The organism is Cellulomonas sp. SG140 (assembly GCF_025770785.1).
In the GTDB taxonomy this organism is placed as follows: domain Bacteria; phylum Actinomycetota; class Actinomycetes; order Actinomycetales; family Cellulomonadaceae; genus Cellulomonas.
In genome coordinates this window covers 344,039-364,417 of the sequence record NZ_JANZLA010000003.1, presented here as the reverse complement: position 1 = coordinate 364,417, position 20,379 = coordinate 344,039, and the positions used below count along the sequence as shown (strand labels likewise).

19 protein-coding genes are annotated in these 20,379 nt (G+C 73.3%); 10 read left to right on the top strand and 9 right to left on the bottom strand.

The genetic code is table 11. The features are described from left to right. Positions 1 to 74 precede the first annotated feature (74 nt). From N0B34_RS08145 to N0B34_RS08130, 4 genes are all read left to right on the top strand, one after another. Positions 75 to 557: an FHA domain-containing protein gene (locus tag N0B34_RS08145; RefSeq protein ID WP_263730851.1), complete on the top strand. Its 483-nt coding sequence runs from the start codon at positions 75 to 77 to the stop codon at positions 555 to 557. A gap of 31 nt (positions 558 to 588) precedes the next feature. Next, the gene (locus N0B34_RS08140; protein ID WP_263730850.1) at positions 589 to 1,386 is read left to right on the top strand and encodes a MerR family transcriptional regulator; all 798 of its coding nucleotides are present in this window, start codon (positions 589 to 591) and stop codon (positions 1,384 to 1,386) included. A gap of 127 nt (positions 1,387 to 1,513) precedes the next feature. Further along, positions 1,514 to 2,035 (top strand): bifunctional nuclease family protein, encoded by a 522-nt coding sequence (locus N0B34_RS08135; protein WP_263730849.1) that lies wholly within the window; start codon positions 1,514 to 1,516, stop codon positions 2,033 to 2,035. Positions 2,036 to 2,189: 154 nt separating this feature from the next. Then, positions 2,190 to 2,774 (top strand): MerR family transcriptional regulator, encoded by a 585-nt coding sequence (locus tag N0B34_RS08130; protein ID WP_263730848.1) that lies wholly within the window; start codon positions 2,190 to 2,192, stop codon positions 2,772 to 2,774. An 84-nt stretch (positions 2,775 to 2,858) separates the two neighbouring features. On the opposite strand, the gene N0B34_RS08125 is transcribed toward N0B34_RS08130, so the two are convergent. Beyond that, a complete protein-coding gene (locus N0B34_RS08125; protein ID WP_263730847.1) occupies positions 2,859 to 3,626 on the bottom strand; it encodes a ParA family protein in 768 nt (255 codons plus the stop codon). A gap of 80 nt (positions 3,627 to 3,706) precedes the next feature. Here N0B34_RS08125 and N0B34_RS08120 point away from each other — a divergent pair, with 80 nt between their 5' ends. From N0B34_RS08120 to N0B34_RS08105, 4 genes are all read left to right on the top strand, one after another. Next, positions 3,707 to 4,345, top strand: coding sequence for an MBL fold metallo-hydrolase (locus tag N0B34_RS08120; protein ID WP_263730846.1), 639 nt, complete (start codon positions 3,707 to 3,709; stop codon positions 4,343 to 4,345). A 79-nt stretch (positions 4,346 to 4,424) separates the two neighbouring features. After that, entirely contained in the window at positions 4,425 to 4,577 is a 153-nt protein-coding gene (locus tag N0B34_RS08115; protein ID WP_263730845.1) for a hypothetical protein, read from the top strand. A 119-nt stretch (positions 4,578 to 4,696) separates the two neighbouring features. Continuing rightward, positions 4,697 to 5,185 (top strand): GNAT family N-acetyltransferase, encoded by a 489-nt coding sequence (locus N0B34_RS08110; RefSeq protein WP_263730844.1) that lies wholly within the window; start codon positions 4,697 to 4,699, stop codon positions 5,183 to 5,185. Between the two features lie 80 nt (positions 5,186 to 5,265). Next, a complete protein-coding gene (locus N0B34_RS08105; protein ID WP_263730843.1) occupies positions 5,266 to 5,820 on the top strand; it encodes an isochorismatase family protein in 555 nt (184 codons plus the stop codon). Between the two features lie 153 nt (positions 5,821 to 5,973). On the opposite strand, the gene N0B34_RS08100 is transcribed toward N0B34_RS08105, so the two are convergent. Next, entirely contained in the window at positions 5,974 to 8,337 is a 2,364-nt protein-coding gene (locus N0B34_RS08100) for an excinuclease ABC subunit UvrA (protein WP_263730842.1), read from the bottom strand. A gap of 193 nt (positions 8,338 to 8,530) precedes the next feature. On the opposite strand from N0B34_RS08100, the gene N0B34_RS08095 reads away from it, so the two are divergent. Beyond that, positions 8,531 to 8,875, top strand: a complete 345-nt coding sequence (locus N0B34_RS08095) for an RNA polymerase-binding protein RbpA (RefSeq protein ID WP_263730841.1) — start codon at positions 8,531 to 8,533, stop codon at positions 8,873 to 8,875. 15 nt (positions 8,876 to 8,890) lie between these two features. On the opposite strand, the gene N0B34_RS08090 is transcribed toward N0B34_RS08095, so the two are convergent. The 5 genes from N0B34_RS08090 to N0B34_RS08070 form a co-directional block, all read right to left on the bottom strand. After that, a complete protein-coding gene (locus N0B34_RS08090; protein WP_263730840.1) occupies positions 8,891 to 9,682 on the bottom strand; it encodes a polyprenol monophosphomannose synthase in 792 nt (263 codons plus the stop codon). Then, the gene (gene lnt / locus N0B34_RS08085) at positions 9,679 to 11,244 is read right to left on the bottom strand and encodes an apolipoprotein N-acyltransferase (RefSeq protein ID WP_263730839.1); all 1,566 of its coding nucleotides are present in this window, start codon (positions 11,242 to 11,244) and stop codon (positions 9,679 to 9,681) included. Before lnt ends, N0B34_RS08090 begins: the two co-directional genes overlap by 4 nt. A 358-nt stretch (positions 11,245 to 11,602) precedes the next feature. Then, a complete protein-coding gene (locus N0B34_RS08080) occupies positions 11,603 to 13,243 on the bottom strand; it encodes an amidohydrolase (protein WP_263730838.1) in 1,641 nt (546 codons plus the stop codon). A 92-nt stretch (positions 13,244 to 13,335) separates the two neighbouring features. Further along, positions 13,336 to 16,197, bottom strand: a complete 2,862-nt coding sequence (locus N0B34_RS08075) for a DEAD/DEAH box helicase (protein ID WP_263730837.1) — start codon at positions 16,195 to 16,197, stop codon at positions 13,336 to 13,338. Positions 16,198 to 16,248: 51 nt separating this feature from the next. Further along, positions 16,249 to 16,887 (bottom strand): TetR/AcrR family transcriptional regulator, encoded by a 639-nt coding sequence (locus N0B34_RS08070; protein WP_263730836.1) that lies wholly within the window; start codon positions 16,885 to 16,887, stop codon positions 16,249 to 16,251. A 134-nt stretch (positions 16,888 to 17,021) separates the two neighbouring features. Between N0B34_RS08070 and N0B34_RS08065 the strand changes: the two genes are divergently transcribed. Then, on the top strand, positions 17,022 to 18,575 hold the full coding sequence (locus N0B34_RS08065) for an MFS transporter (protein ID WP_263730835.1): 1,554 nt from the start codon (positions 17,022 to 17,024) through the stop codon (positions 18,573 to 18,575). A gap of 76 nt (positions 18,576 to 18,651) precedes the next feature. Here N0B34_RS08065 and N0B34_RS08060 read toward each other — a convergent pair whose 3' ends face one another. After that, positions 18,652 to 19,563 carry a diacylglycerol/lipid kinase family protein gene (locus N0B34_RS08060; RefSeq protein ID WP_263730834.1) on the bottom strand — a complete coding sequence of 304 codons (912 nt, stop codon included), beginning with the start codon at positions 19,561 to 19,563 and terminating at the stop codon, positions 18,652 to 18,654. After that, on the bottom strand, positions 19,560 to 20,366 hold the full coding sequence (gene tatC, locus N0B34_RS08055) for a twin-arginine translocase subunit TatC (protein WP_263730833.1): 807 nt from the start codon (positions 20,364 to 20,366) through the stop codon (positions 19,560 to 19,562). The genes N0B34_RS08060 and tatC overlap by 4 nt, the downstream gene beginning before the upstream one ends. Positions 20,367 to 20,379: the final 13 nt, after the last annotated feature.

Below are 20,379 nucleotides of genomic sequence, written 5' to 3'. Positions count from 1 at the left end.
TAGGGTGTCCCTGACCAGGGCGCGGACGGTCGCGTCACGGTCGGGTCTTGCGACCCTGAACAGGGGAGGCGTACATGCAGCACGACGAGCCCGTCGGCGGCGCCGTCCCGGCTGGTGCACCGCGGTCGCAGGGCCCGGAGACGACGATCAGCTTCACCGGGGTCTCGGCGACCGAGGTGGAGCAGGCCGCACCGATCGGGCTCACCCCGGACGAGACCGCGGCCGTGCAGGCCCTCCCGCCCACGTCGGCGCTCCTGGTGATGCAGCGCGGTCCCAGCGCGGGCGCCCGGTTCCTGCTCGACGCCGAGCGCACCACGGCCGGACGCAGCACGCAGGCCGACATCTTCCTGGACGACGTGACGGTGTCCCGCAAGCACGCGGAGTTCGTCCGCGAGGGGCAGCAGTTCTGGGTCCGGGACATCGGCTCGCTCAACGGCACCTACGTCAACCGCACGCGCATCGACCAGGTGGCGCTGCGCGCCGGCGACGAGGTGCAGATCGGCAAGTTCCGGATGACGTTCCACCCGAGCCCGCACCGCGAGGGTGCACGCGGGTGACCGATCGACTCCCCGCGCTCGAGGCGCGGGCATGAGCGCGGGCGCGCGTCGACCCGCTCTGGTGGACGACCTCGCGGACGCGCGCGGTCCCGAGGGTGGCCGGCCGAGCCCCCGGCCGGCCGTGGCCGAGCCGTGGCCGCGCGGCATCTCGCGCCGCGCCAGCATGCGTATCTCGGACGTCCTCGCGGCGCTCCAGCTGGAGTTCCCGGCGGTGACCACGTCCAAGCTCCGGTTCTGGGAGGAGCAGGGGCTGGTCGCCCCGGTCCGGACCTCCGCCGGCTACCGCCAGTACTCACCGGCGGACGTCGAGAGGCTGCGCTACGTGCTGCGGATGCAGCGCGACCGGTACATGCCGCTGAAGGTGATCGCCGAGCACCTCGCCGCGCTGGACGCCGGGGTCGACGACGAGGCGCCGTCGCCGGCGCGGCTCGCCTCGCGTGATGGCGAGACGACGGGGCCGGCGTCCCGCTGGACCGTCGACTCCCTGGCCGGTGAGGCCGGTGTCGAGCCCGCGTTCGTCGAGGACCTGGTCACGGCAGGCGTGCTCCGTTCGGGTCCGCTCGGCGCTCTCGACCTGTACGCACGGGACGTCGTCCTGGCGGCCGCCCGGCTGGCCGAGCACGGGATCGACGCGAGGCACCTGCGGTCGTTCCGGACTGCTGCGGACCGCCAGGCGGACCTCGTCGAGCAGGTCGTCGCGCCCGTGCGAGGTCAGCGCAGCGCGGCCTCCCGAGCGCGCGCCGCGACGCTCGCTGCGGAGGTGGGCGAGCTGTGCACCCAGATGCACACGGCCCTCGTGCGGGCGGCGGTCGCCGGTCTGGAGCCGTGAGCTCGACGCGGTCGGTCTCGTCGCGCTGACCAGGCCGGAGACGCTGCTCGCGGGCGACCCCGGCTGCGGCTCGCACCAGTTGCCGGCTCGGTGAGACGGAACGACCTCCGCGTCGTAGCGTGGACGCGTGGGCGAGGGCGGCGGTCTGGTGCAGGTCGAGGTCGTCGGCGTCAGGACGCATCTGGCGGACGACGAGATCGTCGTGCTCCTGCTCGATCCCGACTCGTCGTTGCTCGTCCCCATCCTCATCGGTCCGGCGGAGGCCAGCGCGATCGCCGCCGCCCAGGCCGGCATCGTCCCGCCACGTCCCATGACGCACGACCTGCTGCGGGACGCGCTCGTCGCAGCGGGCAGCACCGTGCGGCAGGTGGAGATCACCGAGCTGCTCGACGGTGTGTTCCACGCGGCGCTGGTGCTGGGAGCGGGGGAGCGGGTCGACTCCCGGGCGTCGGACGCCATCGCCGTGGCGCTGCGCTTCGGCTGCCCGGTGCTGTGCTCGGCCGAGGTCGTCGCGGCCGCCGGCGTCGAGGTGCGCACCAGCACCGCGGAGCACGACATCGAGGAGTTCCGCGACTTCCTCGAGCACGTGTCGGCGGAGGACTTCGCCACGGGGGAGGACCCGGACGAGGGCGGGACGGCGTCGAGCTGACCTTCAGGTAGAGGTTGAGACTCGCCGCGGCGACACGCCACGCGCGTCGTTGCGTCGCCCCTGGCCGCGGCCTACCTTTGCGGCAGAACCCACGCCCGCGAACGGGCGCAGCCGCCCTCGCGACGGCGCGGTGGACGGCGTACTGGAGGATCCGGTGACCACGAACGAGACGGCCCCCACCAGCGGGTCGGTCCCTCCCGGAGCCCAGGGCCTCCTCTTCGACGACGACCTGCCGGATCTCGACGTCTCGATCGGCTACCGCGGTCCTACGGCCTGCAAGGCGGCCGGCATCACCTACCGTCAGCTGGACTACTGGGCCCGTACCGGCCTGGTCGAGCCGTCGGTCCGGCCTGCCACGGGCTCGGGCACGCAGCGGCTGTACAGCTTCCGCGACATCCTCGTGCTCAAGGTCGTCAAGCGGCTGCTCGACACCGGCGTCTCGCTGCAGCAGATCCGCACGGCGGTGGGGCACCTGCGCGAGCGGGGCGTGGAGGACCTCGCGCAGATCACGCTGATGTCCGACGGTGCTTCTGTGTACGAGTGCACCTCCGCGGACGAGGTGATCGACCTGGTGCAGGGCGGCCAGGGCGTGTTCGGCATCGCCGTCGGGCGCGTCTGGCGCGAGGTGGAGGGCACGCTCGCCGAGCTGCCGACCGAGCGCGCCGAGGACGAGGCGGCGCCGGAGCTCTCGGGCGACGACGAGCTCGCGCAGCGTCGTCGGGCTCGCAACGCCGGCTGAGCACGTCGGTTCTGGACGGCGCCGAGCGCGCCGTCATGCGTGCGTGGCGGCCTGCCCAGCACCGGCGCTCCGTCGCGTCGCGTCCTAGTGCGGCCGCGGCGCCCGCAACGCACGGTCCAGCAGCGCGTCGAACACGCCGGCGACCTCCGCCGCTGCCGCGCCGGGCCACGCGTGCACCGGCTGTGCGGCGCCCTGCGCCTGCTGCAGCGCCGCGCGTTCCGGGACGGTGGGGCTGAGCAGCAGGGGCCCGTAGAGGGTCTGGAGCTCGCCGAGGCGGTAGGTCTGCTCGACCGAGCGGGCGCGCACCCGGTTCACCACGATGCCGAGCGGCTGCAGGGCCGGTGCTGCGCCCCGGCGCAGCTCGTCGATGGTCCGCATCGCCCGGCCGACGGCCATCACGGAGAACAGGCCCGGTTCGGTGACGACGACCGCCCGGTCGCAGGCGGTCAGGCCCGTGCGGGTCAGCCCGCCGAGGGACGGTGGGCAGTCCACGAGGACCAGGTCGTAGCCCGTCACCCAGGACAGGGCGTAGCGCAGCCGGTCCAGGTCGGAGTCGTCGACGCGGTCGTGCAGGACGGTCCGTTCGGAGCCGACCAGCACGTCGAGCCCGTCGTCCGCCCACCCGGAGGAACCGGTCGCGGCAGCGACGGTCTCTGCGCGCGGGTCGTCGAGGACGGTCGAGACGTCCCCCGAGGGCCGGTCGACCGCGAGCGACATGGTGCTGTCACCCTGCGGGTCCAGGTCGACGACGAGCGTGGACAGGCCGCGGTCCAGCGCCGCGGACGCCAGGCCCAGCGTCACCGAGGTCTTGCCCACGCCGCCCTTGAGGCTGCACACACCGAGCACCAGCACGCGGCCCACCGTATCTGCGGGCGACGGCGGGCCGCCAAACGCGCCGGGTGCTGTCGCCGGCGGGGCGCACAATGGCGCGTATGCCGATCCGACTGACCCGCTGGGCGCAGTCCTGCGTCCGCATCGAGGGGCCCGACGGGGCTCTCGTGATCGACCCCGGCGTGTACGGGGAGTCGGCGACGGTGCTGGCCGGGGCGGCGGGCGTGCTGCTGACGCACGACCACGTCGACCACGTCGACGGGGCTGCGGTGGCGGCGTCGGGCCTGCCCGTCTGGGGTCCCGCCGCGGCGCTGGACGTCGTGGCCGGGGCGGGCGCCGACCGGGCCCTGCTCCACGAGGTGCGGGCCGGTGACCAGCTGACGCTTGGGGGTCTGGACGTCCAGGTCGTGGGGGAGTGGCACGCCGTCATCCACCCGGACCTGCCGCGCGGCACGAACGTCGGCTACCTCGTGGCCGGCGCGGTGCTGCATCCCGGGGACGCGTTCGTCGTGCCGCCGCCGGGAGCCGTCGTCGAGGTCGCCCTGACGCCGGTCAGCGGGCCGTGGCTGCGGATGGCCGACGCGGTGGACTGGGTCCGGTCCGTCGGTGCCGCTCGGGCCGTGCCGATCCACGACGCGTGGCTGAGCGACGCGGGCCTGCGCTCGGCGGGGGACTGGCTGGCGCGGCTGACCTCGGCCGCCGTGGTCGTGGCGCGCCCCGGCGAGGTCGTGGAGGTCTAGCCGGAGCTCCGACCGGCGGCCTGCCGGTCGGTGGTGGGTCACCCGGCGCGGGCGGCCCGGACGAGGAGAGGAGCGACCGGTGACGCAGCACCCCGGTCCGGACGTGCCGGTGATCGAGGACGACGAGACCGTCCCGCCACGTCCTGAGGAGCAGGTGGCCGACGTGGCTCGTTCCGTGCCCGACCCAGCGGGTCACGGTGGTGATCCCGCGTCGGACACGGTGCTCGGCTGAGGTCGTCGCCGGAGGACCTGTGACCGGCGCTCGGCTGAACGGGTGGCCGGACGCCTGAGCCGTCCGTGCCGGAGTGCTCCGTGGACCGGAAGGTCGCGGCGATACGGCATCCTGTGCTGGTGCGGATCGTACGGGTGGACGAGTCGTCCTGGCGTGAGGTGGCCCAGGTACGTCTCCGTGCGCTGCGCGAGTCGCCGGAGACGTTCGGTGCGACGCTCGAGCGCGAGCTGCTGTTCACCGAGAAGCACTGGCGCATGCGGCTGCGGGCGACGCCGACGTGGCTCGCCCTCGACGACGAGGACGTGCCTCGTGGGCTCGTCAGCATGATGCAGGAGCCCGGCTCCCCGGAGGACGACCGGCACGTGGTGTCCCTGTGGGTCGCACCCGAGGCACGCCGTCGCGGCGTCGCGTGGGCCCTTCTGGACGCGGTCAAGGCCGCAGCCGCCGCCGAGGACGCGCGCACGGTGTCGTTGTGGGTGCTGGACGGCAACACCCCGGCGGGCGACCTCTACGTGCGCGCGGGTTTCGCGAGGACGGGGGAGCGGCAGCGCCTGCCGCGGGACCCCGAGCTGGTCGAGGAGCGCTACCAGCTGGTCCTGCGCCCCTGACGGCAGTCGTGTCGGTGGGCGTCGGTACCGTGAGGCAGTCGCCTGACGAGCACCGAGGACCAGCACCGAAGGAGAGCGCCGTGAGCACGTTGACCGGTCGGGACCGTACTGCGCTGGTGGTGGTCGACGTGCAGAACGGCGTCATGGATCACGCTCATGACCGGGACCGGGTGATCGCCAACGTCCGCGCGCTGGTGGAGCGGGCGCGGGTCGAGGGAGTGCCCGTGGTGTGGGTGCAGCATTCGTCCCAGGAGCTCCAGGTCGGCACGGACGCCTGGGCGTACGTGCCGGAGCTGGTCCGGCAGGACTCGGAGCCGCTGGTGCCCAAGACGTACGGCGACTCGTTCGAGGGGACGGTCCTCGAGGCCGTGCTCGCCGAGGCGGGTGTCGGGCGGCTGGTGGTCTGCGGCGCCCAGACGGATGCCTGCGTGCGGTCGACCATCCACGGAGCGTTCACCCGCGGGTACGACGTGACCTTGGTCGGCGACGCGCACACCACGGAGGACCTCACGGCCTGGGGTGCGCCGCCGCCCGCCGACGTCATCACGCACACAAACCTGTACTGGAGCTACCAGAGCGCGCCGGGCCGCACGGCCGCCGTGGTGCCGACCGTCGAGGTGTCCTTCGCCGCCTGACGGACCGGCGGGGAGGGGCAGAGCAGGCCGCCTCCGGCGGTCGCTCATCAGCGAAATGACATAATGCACCTTATCGGCGCGACGGACGAAGATGGCTCTTGCGTCTGTCGGTTCCCGCGGTCGTCGATTCCCGCTGTCCGTCCGGCCAGCGCGTCAGGCGCCGACGTAGGCCGCCAGGTGCTGGCCCGTCAGCGTCGAACGATCCGCGACGAGCTGTGCCGGCGTTCCCTCGAACACGATCCGTCCGCCGTCGTGGCCGGCACCTGGTCCGAGGTCGATGATCCAGTCGGCGTGCGCCATCACCGCCTGGTGGTGCTCGACGACGATCACCGACTTGCCGGCGTCCACGAGCCGGTCGAGCAGCTCCAGCAGCTGTTCCACGTCCGCCAGGTGCAGGCCGGCCGTCGGCTCGTCGAGCACGTAGACGCCACCCTTGTCGCCCAGGTGCGTCGCCAGCTTGAGCCGCTGCAGCTCCCCGCCGGACAGGGTCGTGAGCGGCTGTCCCAGACTGACATAACCGAGACCCACATCCACCAGTCGGCGCAGGACTGCGTGGGCTGCGGGTGTCCGCGCGGCGCCCGTCCCGAAGAACGCCTCCGCCTCGGTGACGGGCATGGCCAGCACCTCGCTGATGTCCCTGCCCGCGAGGCGGTGCTCGAGCACCGCGGCCTGGAACCGCTTGCCGTCGCACTCTTCGCACGTGGCCGCGACGCCGGCGAGGATCCCGAGGTCGGTGTAGATGACGCCGGCGCCCTTGCACACCGGGCACGCGCCCGCGGAGTTCGGGCTGAACAGGGCCGGCTTGACGCCGTTCGCCTTCGCGAACGCCGTGCGGACCGGGTCCAGCAGGCCCGTGTACGTCGCCGGGTTGCTGCGTCGCGACCCGCGGATCGTCGCCTGGTCGATCGAGACCACTCCCGCCCCGGGCGGCATGGAGCCGTGGACCAGAGAGCTCTTGCCGGAGCCGGCGACCCCGGTCACCACCACGAGCACACCGAGCGGGATGTCCACGTCGACGTCACGGAGGTTGTGCGTCGACGCATGGCGGATCTGCAGGGTGCCCCGCGGCGTGCGTACCGCCGGTTTGACGGCGGCGCGATCGTCGAGGTGCAGGCCGGTGAGGGTGCCGGCGGCTCGCAGCCCGTCGACCGTGCCCTCGAAGCAGACGTGACCGCCGGCGGTGCCGGCGCCGGGGCCGAGGTCGACGACGTGGTCCGCGATTCCGATCACCTCGGGCTTGTGCTCGACCACCAGCACGGTGTTGCCCTTGTCGCGCAGCCGCAGCAGCAGGGCGTTCATCCTCGCCACGTCGTGCGGGTGCAGCCCGATCGTCGGCTCGTCGAACACGTACGTGACGTCGGTGAGTGCCGACCCGAGGTGGCGCACCATCTTCACCCGCTGGGACTCACCGCCGGACAGCGTGCCGGTGGCGCGGTCGAGCGACAGGTACCCGAGGCCGATCTCGGCGAACGAGTCCAGCAGGTGCTGCAGGCCGGCGAGCAACGGTGCTGCTGACGGCTCGTCCAGCGTCCGCACCCACTCGCCGAGGTCGTCGATCTGCATCGCGCACAGGTCGGCGATGCTGCTCCCCCGGATCTTCGACGACCGCGCCGCCTCGTTCAGGCGGGTACCGCCGCACTCCGGGCACGTGGTGAACCGCACGGCGCGCTCCACGAACGCCCGGATGTGCGGCTGCAGCGACTCGACGTCCTTGGACAGGAACGAGGACCGGATGCGGCGGACCAGCCCCTCGTACGTCAGGTTGATGCCGTCGATCTTCATGCGGACGGGCTCGTGGTGGAGGAAGTCGGCGAGCTCGCCCTCGGTGTACTCGCGGATCGGCTTGCCGGGGTCGACGAAGCCGGAGGACGCGTACAGCCGGTAGCCCCAGCCGCCGGGTGTGTAGCCCGGGATCGTGAGCGCCCCCTCGTCGAGCGACTTGGTCTCGTCGTAGAGCTGCGACACGTCGATGTCGTTGACCGACCCCATGCCCTCGCAGCGGGGGCACATCCCTCCCGTGACGGTGAACGACCGGGTCTCGCTCGTCGGCGAGCCGGACCTCGTCAGCTGGCCGGTGCCCGTCGCGGACGCGACGTTGAACGAGAAGGCGTTGGGGGCACCGACGTGCGGACGTCCGAGCCGGCTGAACAGGATGCGCAGCAGCGCGTTGGCGTCGGTCGCGGTGCCGACCGTCGAGCGGACGTTCGCGCCCATGCGCTTCTGGTCGACGATGATGGCCGTGGTCAGGCCCTCGAGCAGGTCGACGTCGGGACGCGCGAGGGTGGGCATGAAGCCCTGGACGAAGGCGCTGTACGTCTCGTTGATCAGGCGCTGCGACTCCGCGGCGATCGTGTCGAACACCAGCGAGCTCTTGCCCGATCCGGAGACGCCGGTGAACACGGTCAACCGCCGCTTGGGCAGCGCCACGGTGACGTCGTGGAGGTTGTTCTCCCGCGCGCCGACCACCCGGATCCGGTCGTGGCTGTCGGCCGCCAGCGCGCCGCTGTCGTCGGTCATCGCCTGTCCCCCGATATCGTGACTTTGGTCCCTGGCGTCCCACGCTGGAGTGGCGTTCACCACACCTTCACCCCACGATGGAACACGACGAGGTCACGCCCCGTTGTAGCCCCTCGGACGATCATCAGCGCGCGTCGCTGGACCAGAACTCGATCAGCATCGGACCGTCCCGGACGGTATGGAGGTCACCCGTATGGCGAACCGGTCACTGCGCGGCATGCGCATCGGCTCTCACAGCATGGAGACCGAGGACGGCGTCGACTTCGCCCCCCGGCTCCAGGCGTACTACGACTGCCCCAACGGCCACACGATCATCCTGCCGTTCTCGGTCGAGGCTGACGTGCCGGTGACGTGGGAGTGCCGGTGCGGCGCCGAGGCGCTGCTGCGCGATGCGTCCCGCCCGGAGGTCAAGGCGGGCAAGCCGGCCCGTACGCACTGGGACATGCTTCTGGAGCGTCGCACCATCAACGAGCTGCAGGAGCTGCTCGACGAGCGGCTCGACCTGCTGCGCGCCGGGAAGCTGCGCCGCAGCGCCTGACCGCCGCGCAGCGCGCTAGCGCGCCGCCGGGCTGCGGCGACCCAGCAGCCGACCGAACGCTCCCGCCACCTGGCGGGAGCGTTCGCGCGTTCCCCAGACGGCGACGTTCACCAGCGCCTCGAGGATGATGCCGGAGCTCATCTTCGAGACGCCCTGCTCGCGCTCGACGAAGGTGATCGGCACCTCGATGACGCGTGCGCCGGCCTTGAGCGCCCGCCACGTCATGTCGACCTGGAAGCCGTAGCCGTGCGAGTCGACCTCGTCGAGCGCGATCTTGCGCAGCAGGTCCGTGCGGTACACGCGGAAGCCCGCGGTCGCGTCCTTGACCGGGATGCCCATGGCGATCCGGCAGTACGTGTTCGCACCCCGGGAGAGGAACTCGCGGCGCCAGGGCCAGTTGACGACGCGCCCGCCCGGCACCCAGCGAGAGCCGATCACCAGCTCCGCGTCACCGCTGCGCGCGAGGAGCGCAGGGAGGTCCTCGGCGCGGTGCGAGCCGTCGGCGTCCATCTCGACCACCGCGTCGTACCCGCGCTCGAGGGCCCAGCCGAACCCGGCGATGTAGGCCGTGCCGAGGCCGAGCTTGCCGGACCGCCGCATCAGGTGGATCGCCTTGCGGCCGCGCTCGGTGGCGTCGGCCTCGCTCAGCTGCTCGGTGAGGTCGCCGGTGCCGTCCGGTGAGCCGTCGTCCACCACCAGCACGTCCGCGTCGGGCACGGCGGCCGCGAGCCGGGCCAGTGCGCCCGGGAGGCTCTCCCGCTCGTTGTAGGTGGGCACGATGACGAGGACGTGGCTGGCAGGTGTCATACCGAGGTCTCGATCCGGTGGGGACGGCGCACGCGGGCGGCTCCGGCTGCACCGGCGACGACCACGCACACCGCGAGGGCGTCGATGATCCACGCAGGCCACGACCCGAACCGGTCGGCCGGGGTGAGCGACGTGCGCAAGGGCAGCGTAGCGACGAGCTGCGCCGGGGTGAAAAGCGAGGTCTGCTGCAGCACCGCGCCGTTGGGCGCGATCACGGCGGACACGCCGACGGTGGAGATCTGCACCGTCGCCCGTCCGTGCTCGATCGCCCGCAGCCGCGACATCGCCAGCTGCTGGGTGGACTCGTCGGAGTAGCCGAAGGTGGCGTTGTTGGTCTGCACCAGCAGCACCTCTCCCCCGGTCCGCACCGCCTCCCGCACGATGGCGTCGTAGGCGACCTCGAAGCAGATGACGTCCCCGAGGCCGACGGTCCGGCCGAGCCGGCTGGAGTGGAGCGGCACGTACCCAGGCTTGGTGCCGGCGATCATGTCCCGCGTCACCAGGTCCACAGCGGGCGAGAAGTGCCGGACGAAGCTGCGCATCGGGATGTACTCGGCGAACGCCGCGGGCCGCTGCTTCGTGTACGACGCCACGACGCCTTGTGCGGGCTCCCACAAGACGGAGGTGTTGTACCGGCCCCCGGCCGCGGGGTACTGCACCGTGCCGACCAGCATGGGAGCCTGCACGGCGCGTGCGGCACCGTCGATGCTGGCGGCGGCGGCCGCATCGGCCTGCGGGTCGACGTCCGTGCCGTTCTCCGGCCACACCACCAGGTCGAGGGCCCCTGGCGCGACGTCGTGCAGCAGTGCCTGCGTCCCCGCGACGTGGTTGGCCAGCACCTTGCGGGGCTCGTCGAACGCGTCGAGCCCGGGCTTGGGGACGTTCCCCTGCACGGCCCCTACCCGCAGCGTGCCGCTCTGCGCCGTCGTGTCGAGGGGGACGAGGAGGCCGACGAGGACGAGCATGACCGCGCCGACCAGCCAGCCGAGCGTGCCGGCGGCCCGGAGCCGGCGCGCGGCCAGCCACGCTCGGGCCAGCAGGACCCCGGTCGCCGCGACGGCGGCGCTCGTCAAGGGCGTCCCGCCCAACCACATCAGCGCCGCCATCGGCGCATCGGCCTGGCTGAACGCGAGTCGACCCCAGGGGAACCCGCCGAACGGCCAGACCTGGCGCAGCTCCTCCGCGCCGACCCAGAGGACGCTGAACACCACCAGCTGCAGCCCGGCACGCCGCCACACCGCCTCGCCGCGGCGCGCCCACGACCAGGCCGCGCCGAAGAGCGCCACGAAGCCCGCCTCCGCGACCGTCAGGGCGAGCCACGGCACGACGCCCACGGCGTCATCGGCCCAGGTGATCAGCGGACCGATGCAGGCCAGTCCCCACACCAGTCCGACGAGGGCGTTCCAGCGGGCGCTGTCGCGACGCAGGGCGAGGTACAGCAGCGCCATGCCGGGATACGCGAGGAGCGACCAGCCGGGGCTCGGGAAGGCCAGCCGGGTGAGCACTCCCCCGGTGAGCGCCAGTGCCAGCGTCCACGTTCGGGACGGGAGACGCGCGGGCACCGGTGCAGCGTACGGCAGGTGGTTGTGCCGACCTGCCGGGCCTGAGCCCGGCCGACCGGCCCGCGTGAACTTCGTACCGGCGGACGACGAGCGTCGCTGTTCTCTGATGGACACGCGGGCCCGGTCGGGCCGCTCGTCCGCCGCGCGCGGAAGGCCGCTCGTCCCTCGGGATGGCGGTCCTGCCGCTGTCGGCGAACCGGTTGCGAACGTACCCCCACCCGCTGCCCGGCTCAAGAGTCGCCGTTCCTCCGTCCGGGTGACGGCGTGGCACGTTCGCGCAGGTCAGCAGCGGCTAAAGGGACAAAAGGGACATCGACGCACCGGCGTGTCTCCGGGCGTTTCGTGCCGACCCGTCCGATCAGCCGAAGGCGTCGTGGAGGACGGTCCCGCCACGCACCGTGCGTAGGCACACGGGTGGGGGAACGTCGGCCGAGAGGTCGGGCAGCAGCGGTTGACCGGCGCGTGCCTCGGCGCTCCACGCCGTCAGCTGACCGCGTCCGGCCTGCACGGTGAGGTGCTCCGACCGCCACACCGCGAGGTGCGCCGGGGACCCGACCCGGAGCTCTCCTGCACCGCTGCCGTCGAGCCCGGCGAGCCGCCACCCGCCCCGCGTCGTCGCCCGGAACGCCGCGCGGGCGGAGATGCGCTGCTCGGCGGCGGTGTGCTCCATCGCCGCGCGGATGCCGGCCCACGGGTCGATCGGGGTGACGGGGCTGTCCGACCCGAACGCGAGCGGGACGCCGGCGGCCGCCAGGTCGGCGAGCGGGTTCAGCGCGATCGCCCGGCCGGCTCCGAGCCGGGCCGCGTACATCCCGTCGGGGCCGCCCCAGGCGGCGTCGAAGGCTGGTTGGGCGCTGACCCGGACACCGAAGAGCACCATCGCCGCCAGTGCGGGGGCGTCGACCATCTCGGAGTGCTCGAGGCGGTGGCCTGCTGCCGCGATCGCCGGGAGACCCTCGACGTCGGCGGCGGCACGGATGCCGAGGAGGACCTCGTCCATGCCGCGGTCGCCGATGACGTGGAACGCGGTGTGCACACCGGCCCTGGTCACAGCCGCGACGTGGTTGGCCACCTGCTCGGCGCTCAGCATGAGCACCCCGCGCTCCCGCGGCCGGTCGGCGTACGGCGCGCGCAGGGCCGCGGTGCGGGATCCGAGGGACCCGTCGACGTTGAGGTCTCCCCCGATGCCCGTCAGCCCGGGAAGGGCCGCGAGGAGGGCACGCGCGTCGTCCACCGTGGTGCAGGCCTCGGCGCGGTAGCCCACGACGAGCGGCAGTCCGCTCCGCTCGTCGGCGGTGCTCGTCAGCAGCTCGAGCAGACCCTCCCGCGTGTCGACGGACGGGGCGGACATCTCGTGCACCGCGACGACCCCGCGGGCGGCCGCGTGGCGGAGCGCGGCCAGGTACAGGGCGGTTCGCCGAGGGCCGCTGACGGCCCGGGCCACGTCCCGCGCGGCGTGGTGCGCGTCCAGCGTGACCAGGCCGTCGGGCGTCCACCCCGGCAACCGGTCCGCGCCGGCCCGGGCGGCCAGGGAGGACGACACGGCGGCGGAGTGCACGTCGACCCGCGCCAGGTACACCGGCGCGCCGCCGGCCGCAGCGTCCAGCTCGGCGGCGGAGGGCGCCCGGTGCTCGGGCCAGCCGGTGTCGTCCCAGCCGAAGCCGAGCAGCGGCTCGTCCCGCATCGCGTCGGGCCGCGCCTGCGCCGCCCGGCGGACGGCGTCGAGGGCGTCGGCGAGGCTGTGCACCCCTGCGCTCGGGGACAGGTCGACGCTCTCCAGCGCCAGACCGGTCTCCAGCACGTGGACGTGGGCGTCGACGAACGCGGGCGCGACCAGCGCCCCGTCGAGGTCGACCACCTCGTCCGCGCGGTCCACGAGCCCCGCTGCGGTGTCGTCCGAGCCGATCCAGGCCACCGTGCCGTCCGCGACGAGGATCGCCTCGGCGAACGGGTCGGAGGACGCGTGCACCGCGCCGTTGCGGTACAGGGTTGAGCTCACGCTCGAACCCTAGGGCACGCGATCCGCGCACGCGTGCGCAGGTCAGGGCGGTGCACCGCGGTCGCGCGACGGTCCCCGCGCCATGCGTCGCCTCAGACCGACGAGTACGCGACCACTCCGCGGCGGACGGCCTGCACCGCTGCCGCAGCGGTTCGGCGCAGGGCCGGCTCCGGTGCCGCCTGGGCGATCTGGTCGAGCACGTCGATCACCTGCTTGCACCACCGGACGAAGTCGCCGGCGGCGAGCTCACCACCGCGCAGCACCACGTCGAGGCTGCGCCCGGCCGCCCAGCGGTGGATCGGCTCGACGAGACCCGTGTCGAGCGGCTGCACGGTGGACAGCCCGTGCTGCTGCTCCAGGTCCTCCAGCTGCGACCACGTGGTGACCGTCGCGTCGAGCGCCCGGCCCAGCCGGCCACCCGGTCCGCCCGGCACGTGCGGCTCGGCCCCGTCGTCGCGCCGCGAACGGTAGACGAGCGTGGAGACGAGTGCCGCCAACCCAGGTGCCTCGAGCTCGCCCCAGATGCCGCGGCGCAGGCACTCGGCCAGCAGCAGGTCGTTCTCCGCGTACAGCCGGCGCAGCCAGCGGCCGTCGTCCGTCACCTCGAGGCTGCCGGGCTCGTCACCACCGCGGGCTGCGTAGCCCAGGTGCACCAGCACGTCGCAGATCCGGTCGAACACCACGGCGATCGAGCCGGTCCGGCCCTCGATCCGGGCGACGAGCGAGCGGTGCTCGGCGGTCGCCCGCTGCCAGCGCTCCGCCCAGCGGGCGTGCTCCTCCCGGTCCGGGCAGCGGTGGCACGGATGCGCCCGGAGCCGGCGCCGGAGCGCCGCGAGCTCGGCATCCTGCGCCGCCGCGCTGCCCTCGTCGGGACCACGCCCGTGCCGCCGACCTCGGCGGGCGGCTCCGGTGTCGTCGAGCCCGAGGTCCTCCAGCGCGGAGCGCAACCGTGCCGCCAGGTCGCGCCGCGCCGCCGGCACCCGGGCGTTGAAGCCGCGCGGCAGGTGCAGGTGCCCCACCGTGCGGGCGCCCGGACCGACGTCCGCGACGGTCAGGCGTCGCACCTGCCGATCCGTACCCAGCACCGTCGGGTGCGGTCCCTCGAAGCCGCCGTCCGTACCGGGGTCCACGACGACCGCGAAGCCGCTGCGGCGACCCGTGGGGACCTGGAGCAGGTCGCCCGGGCGCAGGCCCTCGAGCGTTCGGACCGCCTCCGCACGGCGCGCGGTCGCACCGGCTCGCAGCAGGTCCCGCTCGCGCTCGCGGATCTGCTGCCGGAAGCCGGCGTACTCGGCGAAGTCGCCGAGGTCGCACTCCATGGCACGGGCGTAGCCCGCGATCGACTCGGCGTGCGCCTGCGCCTGCCGAGCCAGGCCCACCACGCCCCGGTCGGCCTGGAACTGCGCGAACGACGTCTCGAGCACCTCGCGGGCGCGGTCCCGGCCGACCTGGGCGACCAGGTTGACCGCCATGTTGTAGGTGGGCCGGAAGCTCGATCGCAGGGGGTACAGCCGCTTGGAGGCGAGCCCGGCCAGGTGCACCGGGTCCAGGGCGGGGTGCTCGACGACCACGCCGTGCCCCTCCGTGTCGATCCCGCGCCGGCCTGCGCGCCCGGTGAGCTGGGTGTACTCCCCCGGCGTGACGTCGACGTGCTGCGACCCGTCCCACTTGACCAGGCGCTCGAGCACGACGCTGCGCGCCGGCATGTTGATGCCGAGCGCCAGGGTCTCCGTGGCGAACACCACCTTCACCAGGCCCTGGCTGAACAGCTCCTCGACGGTCTCCTTGAACAGCGGGAGCATCCCGGCGTGGTGCGCCGCGACGCCCCTGGTCAGGGCGTCGACGAACGCCGGGTAGCCCAGCACGTCCAGGTCCTCCGACGGGATCGGCGCGCAGCGCTCCTCGGCGATCTGCCGGATGCGGGACTGCTCGGCCGCGCTGGTCAGGCGGACGCCGGCGTGCAGGCACTGGGCGACGGCGGCCTCGCAGCCCGCCCGGGAGAAGATGAAGACGATCGCGGGCAGCAGGCCGTCCCGCTCGAGGGCGTCGACGACGACGAACCGCGGCGTCGGCCGACCACCGCCACGCACCGGTCCGCGGTCCCGGCCGCCGGGCCCGCGGAAGCCACGGTCACCCGGTCCGCGGCGTTGGGGCGGACCCTCCGCACGCAGGCGGTTGCGCAGCCGGTGGACCAGGTCGGGGTTGATCGGCGGATCGTTGCCGGGGGCCGTCGGGTCGACGTGGCCGGCGTACAGGTCCACCAGGTCGCGCCCGACGAGCACGTGCTGCCCCAGCGGCACGGGACGGTGCTCGCTGACCACGACGGTGGTGTCGCCGCGGACGGTGGACAGCCAGTCGCCGAACTCCTCGGCGTTGGACACGGTGGCGGACAGGGACACGAGCTGCACGTCGTCGGGGAGGTGGATGATCACCTCTTCCCAGACGGGGCCGCGGAACCGGTCGGCGAGGTAGTGCACCTCGTCCATCACGACGTAGCCCAGCCCGGTCAGCGTCGGGGAGCCGGCATAGAGCATGTTGCGGAGGACCTCGGTGGTCATCACCACCACGTCGGCCTCGCCGTTCACCGTCACGTCGCCGGTCAGCAGGCCGACGCGCTCGGGTCCGTACCGACGGACGAGGTCGCCGTACTTCTGGTTGGACAGCGCCTTGATCGGGGTGGTGTAGAACGCCTTGCGCCCCGCCTCCAGCGCCAGGTGGACCGCGAACTCCCCCACGACGGTCTTCCCGGCACCCGTCGGCGCGGCGACCAGCACGCCGCTGCCTCGTTCGAGCGCCTCGCACGCCTCCGTCTGGAACGGGTCGAGCGGGAACGGCAGCTGGTCGGCGAACCGGCCGAGCGACGAGTGCTCCCGGACCGTCCGCCGGCGGGCCTGGGCGTACCGCTCCGCCGGCGAGAGCTCGTCGTCCGCGGCGGTCCTGGAGGTGCTGGGCACCGTTCCACAGTAGGTGCTCGCAGCACCGACCTCTCGGGGGCGACCGGCCGGTCAGTGCGTGTCGACCGGCGTGGTCGCCCGGCGGCCGGTGACCAGCGGCAGGATGACCGAGTCGACCATGCGCTCGACGAACTCCTGGTCGGGGTGCTTGCCCTCGACCGTCTTGTGGTACGAGATCATCGCCGGGGCCACCGCAGCGACCATGTCGAGGTCGAGGCCGTCGGGAACCTCGCCGCGCTGCTGCGCACGCACGAGGAGGCCGCGCATCAGGGCGACCCTCGCGCGGACGAACTGCTCCTTGAACACCGCCGCGACCTCCGGCTCCGCTGCGACCGCACGCATCAGGCCGGCCATGACGTCGTCCGCGTCGGCGCGCCGACGGACCGCGGAGACCGCCAGGATGTCCCCGCGCAACGAGCCCGTGTCCGGCACGTCGTCGATCGTGGTGATCTGGTTGGCGTCGCAGAGCAGGGAGTCGACGATCAGCTGCACCTTGGACGGCCACCTGCGGTACACCGTCGCCTTGCCGGCGCAGGCCCGCTCCGCGACGGCGTCCATGGTGGTGCCCTCGTAGCCGCGCTCGGCCAGCAGGTGGCGGGTCGCCTCGAGGATCGCGTCGTCGCGCGACTCGTCGCGTCGCCGGCCCGGCCTGCGGGGAGCCTGCACCGCGGCGTCGTCGTCGACCTGCATCGTCCCGCTCCCCTCGTCCGGTCCATTGTGCGGCCGACGGATGTCAACCACAAAACCGAGACTATAGGGTTCCGGAACTGACAAGTCTTGTATTACCGTGGTTCCACCGACCACGACGTCCCCGGAGGACACCCATGTCCGCAGAAACCGTCACGGTTCCAGAACCCCCCGACACCTCCAGTTCTTCCGCACCCACGCCTGCCGTTGCGGCGGCCCCGTCGCCCGATGCGGGCCGGCGACGCTGGTTCGTGCTCGCCACCGTCGCGCTCGCGCAACTGATGGTGGTGCTCGACGCCACGATCGTGAACATCGCCATGCCGTCCGCCCAGCGGGCCCTCGGCTTCACCGACAACGACCGGCAGTGGATCGTCACGGCGTACTCCCTCGCCTTCGGCAGCCTGCTGCTGCTCGGCGGCCGGCTCTCCGACCTGTTCGGCCGGCGGCGCATGTTCCTGATCGGGCTCATCGGCTTCGCCGTCGCGTCCGCCCTGGGTGGCGCCGCCCGCACCTTCGAGCTGCTGGTCGCCGCCCGTGCCCTGCAGGGCGCCTTCGGCGCCGTGCTGGCTCCGTCGGCCCTGTCCGTGCTGACCACCACCTTCTTCGACCCGAAGGAGCGGGCCCGCGCGTTCGGCGTGTTCGGCGCCATCGCCGGCATGGGCGGCGCCATCGGTCTGCTGCTCGGCGGCTACCTCACCGAGAACGTCAGCTGGCGGTGGAACCTCTACGTCAACGTGCTGATCGCCGTCGTCGCGGTGGTGGCCGGGGTCGTGCTGCTGCCTCGTACCGGTGGGACGGCCAAGCACCGGCTGGACATCGTCGGCGTCGCGCTGGGTTCCGCCGGGCTCTTCGCCCTGGTCTTCGGCTTCTCCCAGGCGGAGCCGAAGGGCTGGGACGCTCCCCTGACCTGGGCACCGCTGGCGGCCAGCGTGCTGCTGCTCGGCGCCTTCGCCTGGCGGCAGCGCACGGCGGCGAACCCCGCTCTCCCCCTCGAGGTGATCCTCGACCGGGACCGCGGCGCGTCGTTCCTGTCGATCCTGGTCGCGGGCTCGGGGATGTTCGGCGTCTTCCTGTTCCTGACGTACTACCTGCAGGCGACGCTGCACTTCACCCCGATGCGCACCGGGCTGGCCTTCCTGCCGATGGTCGTGGCGATCATCGTCACCTCGCAGGTGCAGTCCAACGTGCTGCTCCCGCGGTTCGGGGCCAAGGCGCTGGTGCCGCTCGGCATGATGCTCGGCGCGGTGGCGATGGCGTGGTTCACCACCCTGGGTGCGACGAGCTCGTACTGGCAGGTGCTGCCCGGGCTCGTGGTGATGGGTGCGGGGATGGCGTCGATCATGCCGGCGTCCTTCCAGCTGGCGACGCTCGGCGTGGACCAGCGCCTCGCCGGGGCCGCCTCGGCCATGGTGTCCACCAGCCAGCAGGTCGGTGGCGCGATCGGTACGGCTCTGCTGAACACGCTGGCCGCCACCGCTGCCAGCCACTACGCCAGTGCGCACGGACCGGTCAGCCCGGGCGTGCTCGGTGCGGCGACGCTGCACAGCTTCACGACGGCCTACACCTGGTCGGCGGGCATCTTCCTGCTGGGCGCCGTGCTCAGCGCGATGCTGTTCCGCTCCCGGGCGGCCCGGGAGATCCGGGTGGCCGAGCGCGTGGCGCTCGGTGCGGAGCCGGTGCTGGCGCACTGACCGGCCGGCTCGTGTGCGGCGGGGTGGCCCGGGGACCAGCGTCCCGGGGCCGCCCCGTCGCCGTACCGGCCGGTGCCTAGACCAGGATCTGCAGCGCTCCGGGCACCACCCGGGCACGCAGCGGCAGCGGGCCGATCCGCTCGCCGTCCGCGAACGCGACCGGTGGGTGGCCGCCGAGACCCGGCTCGTGCTCGATCACCACGGAGCGGGAGCGGTGCACCTCGATCCGGGGGTGACTGAGGTGGGTACCTGCGTAGAGGCGGTGGAAGATCCCGGCCGTGCCGGCTCGGCTGAAGGGGCCGGCCACCACGACGTCGAGCAGACCGTCGTCCAGTGCGGCGTCCGGGGCGATCCGCAGGCCGCCGCCGAACCACGGCGTGTTGGCGGCAGCGACCAGAGTGCCGGCCGAGACCCACGTCCCGTCGTCCAGCGTCACGCGGTACCCGTACGGGCGGAAGCGCGGGAGCTCCGCTGCGACGGCCCGCAGGTAGCGTGCATGCCCCTTGGGCCACCCGTAGGCGTTGGCCCGCGCGTTCACGGCGGCGTCGAGCCCGCACGACAGCACGCCGACGAACCACTCCACCGCCTCGCGGCCGGGCGCGCCGACCTCGACCGCGTCGACACGGCGTGGGCCGGCGCGCAGCGCGCGGTCGATCTGTGCGAGGGCCTCGGGAACGTGCCGCGGCACGCCCAGGCTCCTCGCGATGTCGTTCCCGCTCCCAGCGGGCACGATGCCGAGCGGCAGGCCCGTACCGGCCACCACGTTGACCGCGAGGTGCACCGCACCGTCGCCACCCACGACGACGAGCCCGTCCAGGTTCTGCAGCGACGCGCCGCGAGCCCGGTCGGTCGCCTGCGCGAGGGTCGGCGCGGACAGGTCCGTGACGTCGTGCCCCGCCGCGCGCAGGGCCGCGTGCACCTGCCGGCCGGTGCGGACGCCGCGGCCGAGACCCGCGGTCGGGTTCACCATCACACCGAGCCGGCTCACGTCGCCGCCGCCCCGGTCCCCGGCGCGCCCGGCCCGTCGTCGGGCATCGTGCCGTCGAGCCGCGGCAGTCCGGCCGCGACGCGACGCCGGTCCTCCCGGCGGTCGTGCACCAGGCAGATCCAGACCGCGGCCACGTACAGACCCGTCATGGGCAGCGCGATGCCGAGCATGCTGAAGGCGTCCGGCGTGGGGGTGACGACAGCGGCGAAGACGAAGATCGCGACGACGGCCCACCGCCACGCCCCGACCCACGTGCGGGCGCGCACCACCCCGGCGAGGTTCAGCGCCACCATCACCACGGGCAGCAGGAACGCGAGGCCGAACGCCAGGATCAGGCGCATCACGAACGCCATGTAGGTCTGTGCGTCGATCAGGTTCGTCGCGCCGGCCGGTGTGAAGGCCGTCAGGAACGTCACGGCGTTGGGCAGCGCCCACCACGCCAGCGCGGCGCCCGCCAGGAACAGCGGCACGCCGACGGCCAGGAACAGGACCGCGTACCGGCGCTCGCGGCGCGTCAGCCCCGGGGTGACGAAGGCCCACAGCTGGCCGATCCACCAGGGGCTGGACACCAGCACGCCGAGGAAGAGCGCGACCTGCACCTGCATGTCGAAAGACGCCACCAGGCCGCTGAAGTTGATCGCGACGATCTGGTGCCGGGCCGCCGCCACCCGCTGCAGCGGGCGGATCAGGGCCTCGAAGACGGGGTGGTACGCGAACCAGCCGACGACGGCGCCGAGCGCGATCCCGATCAGGGCGAGGAACAGCCGCCGGCGCAGCTCACGCAGGTGGGCCCGCAACGGCATGCGACCGTTCGGG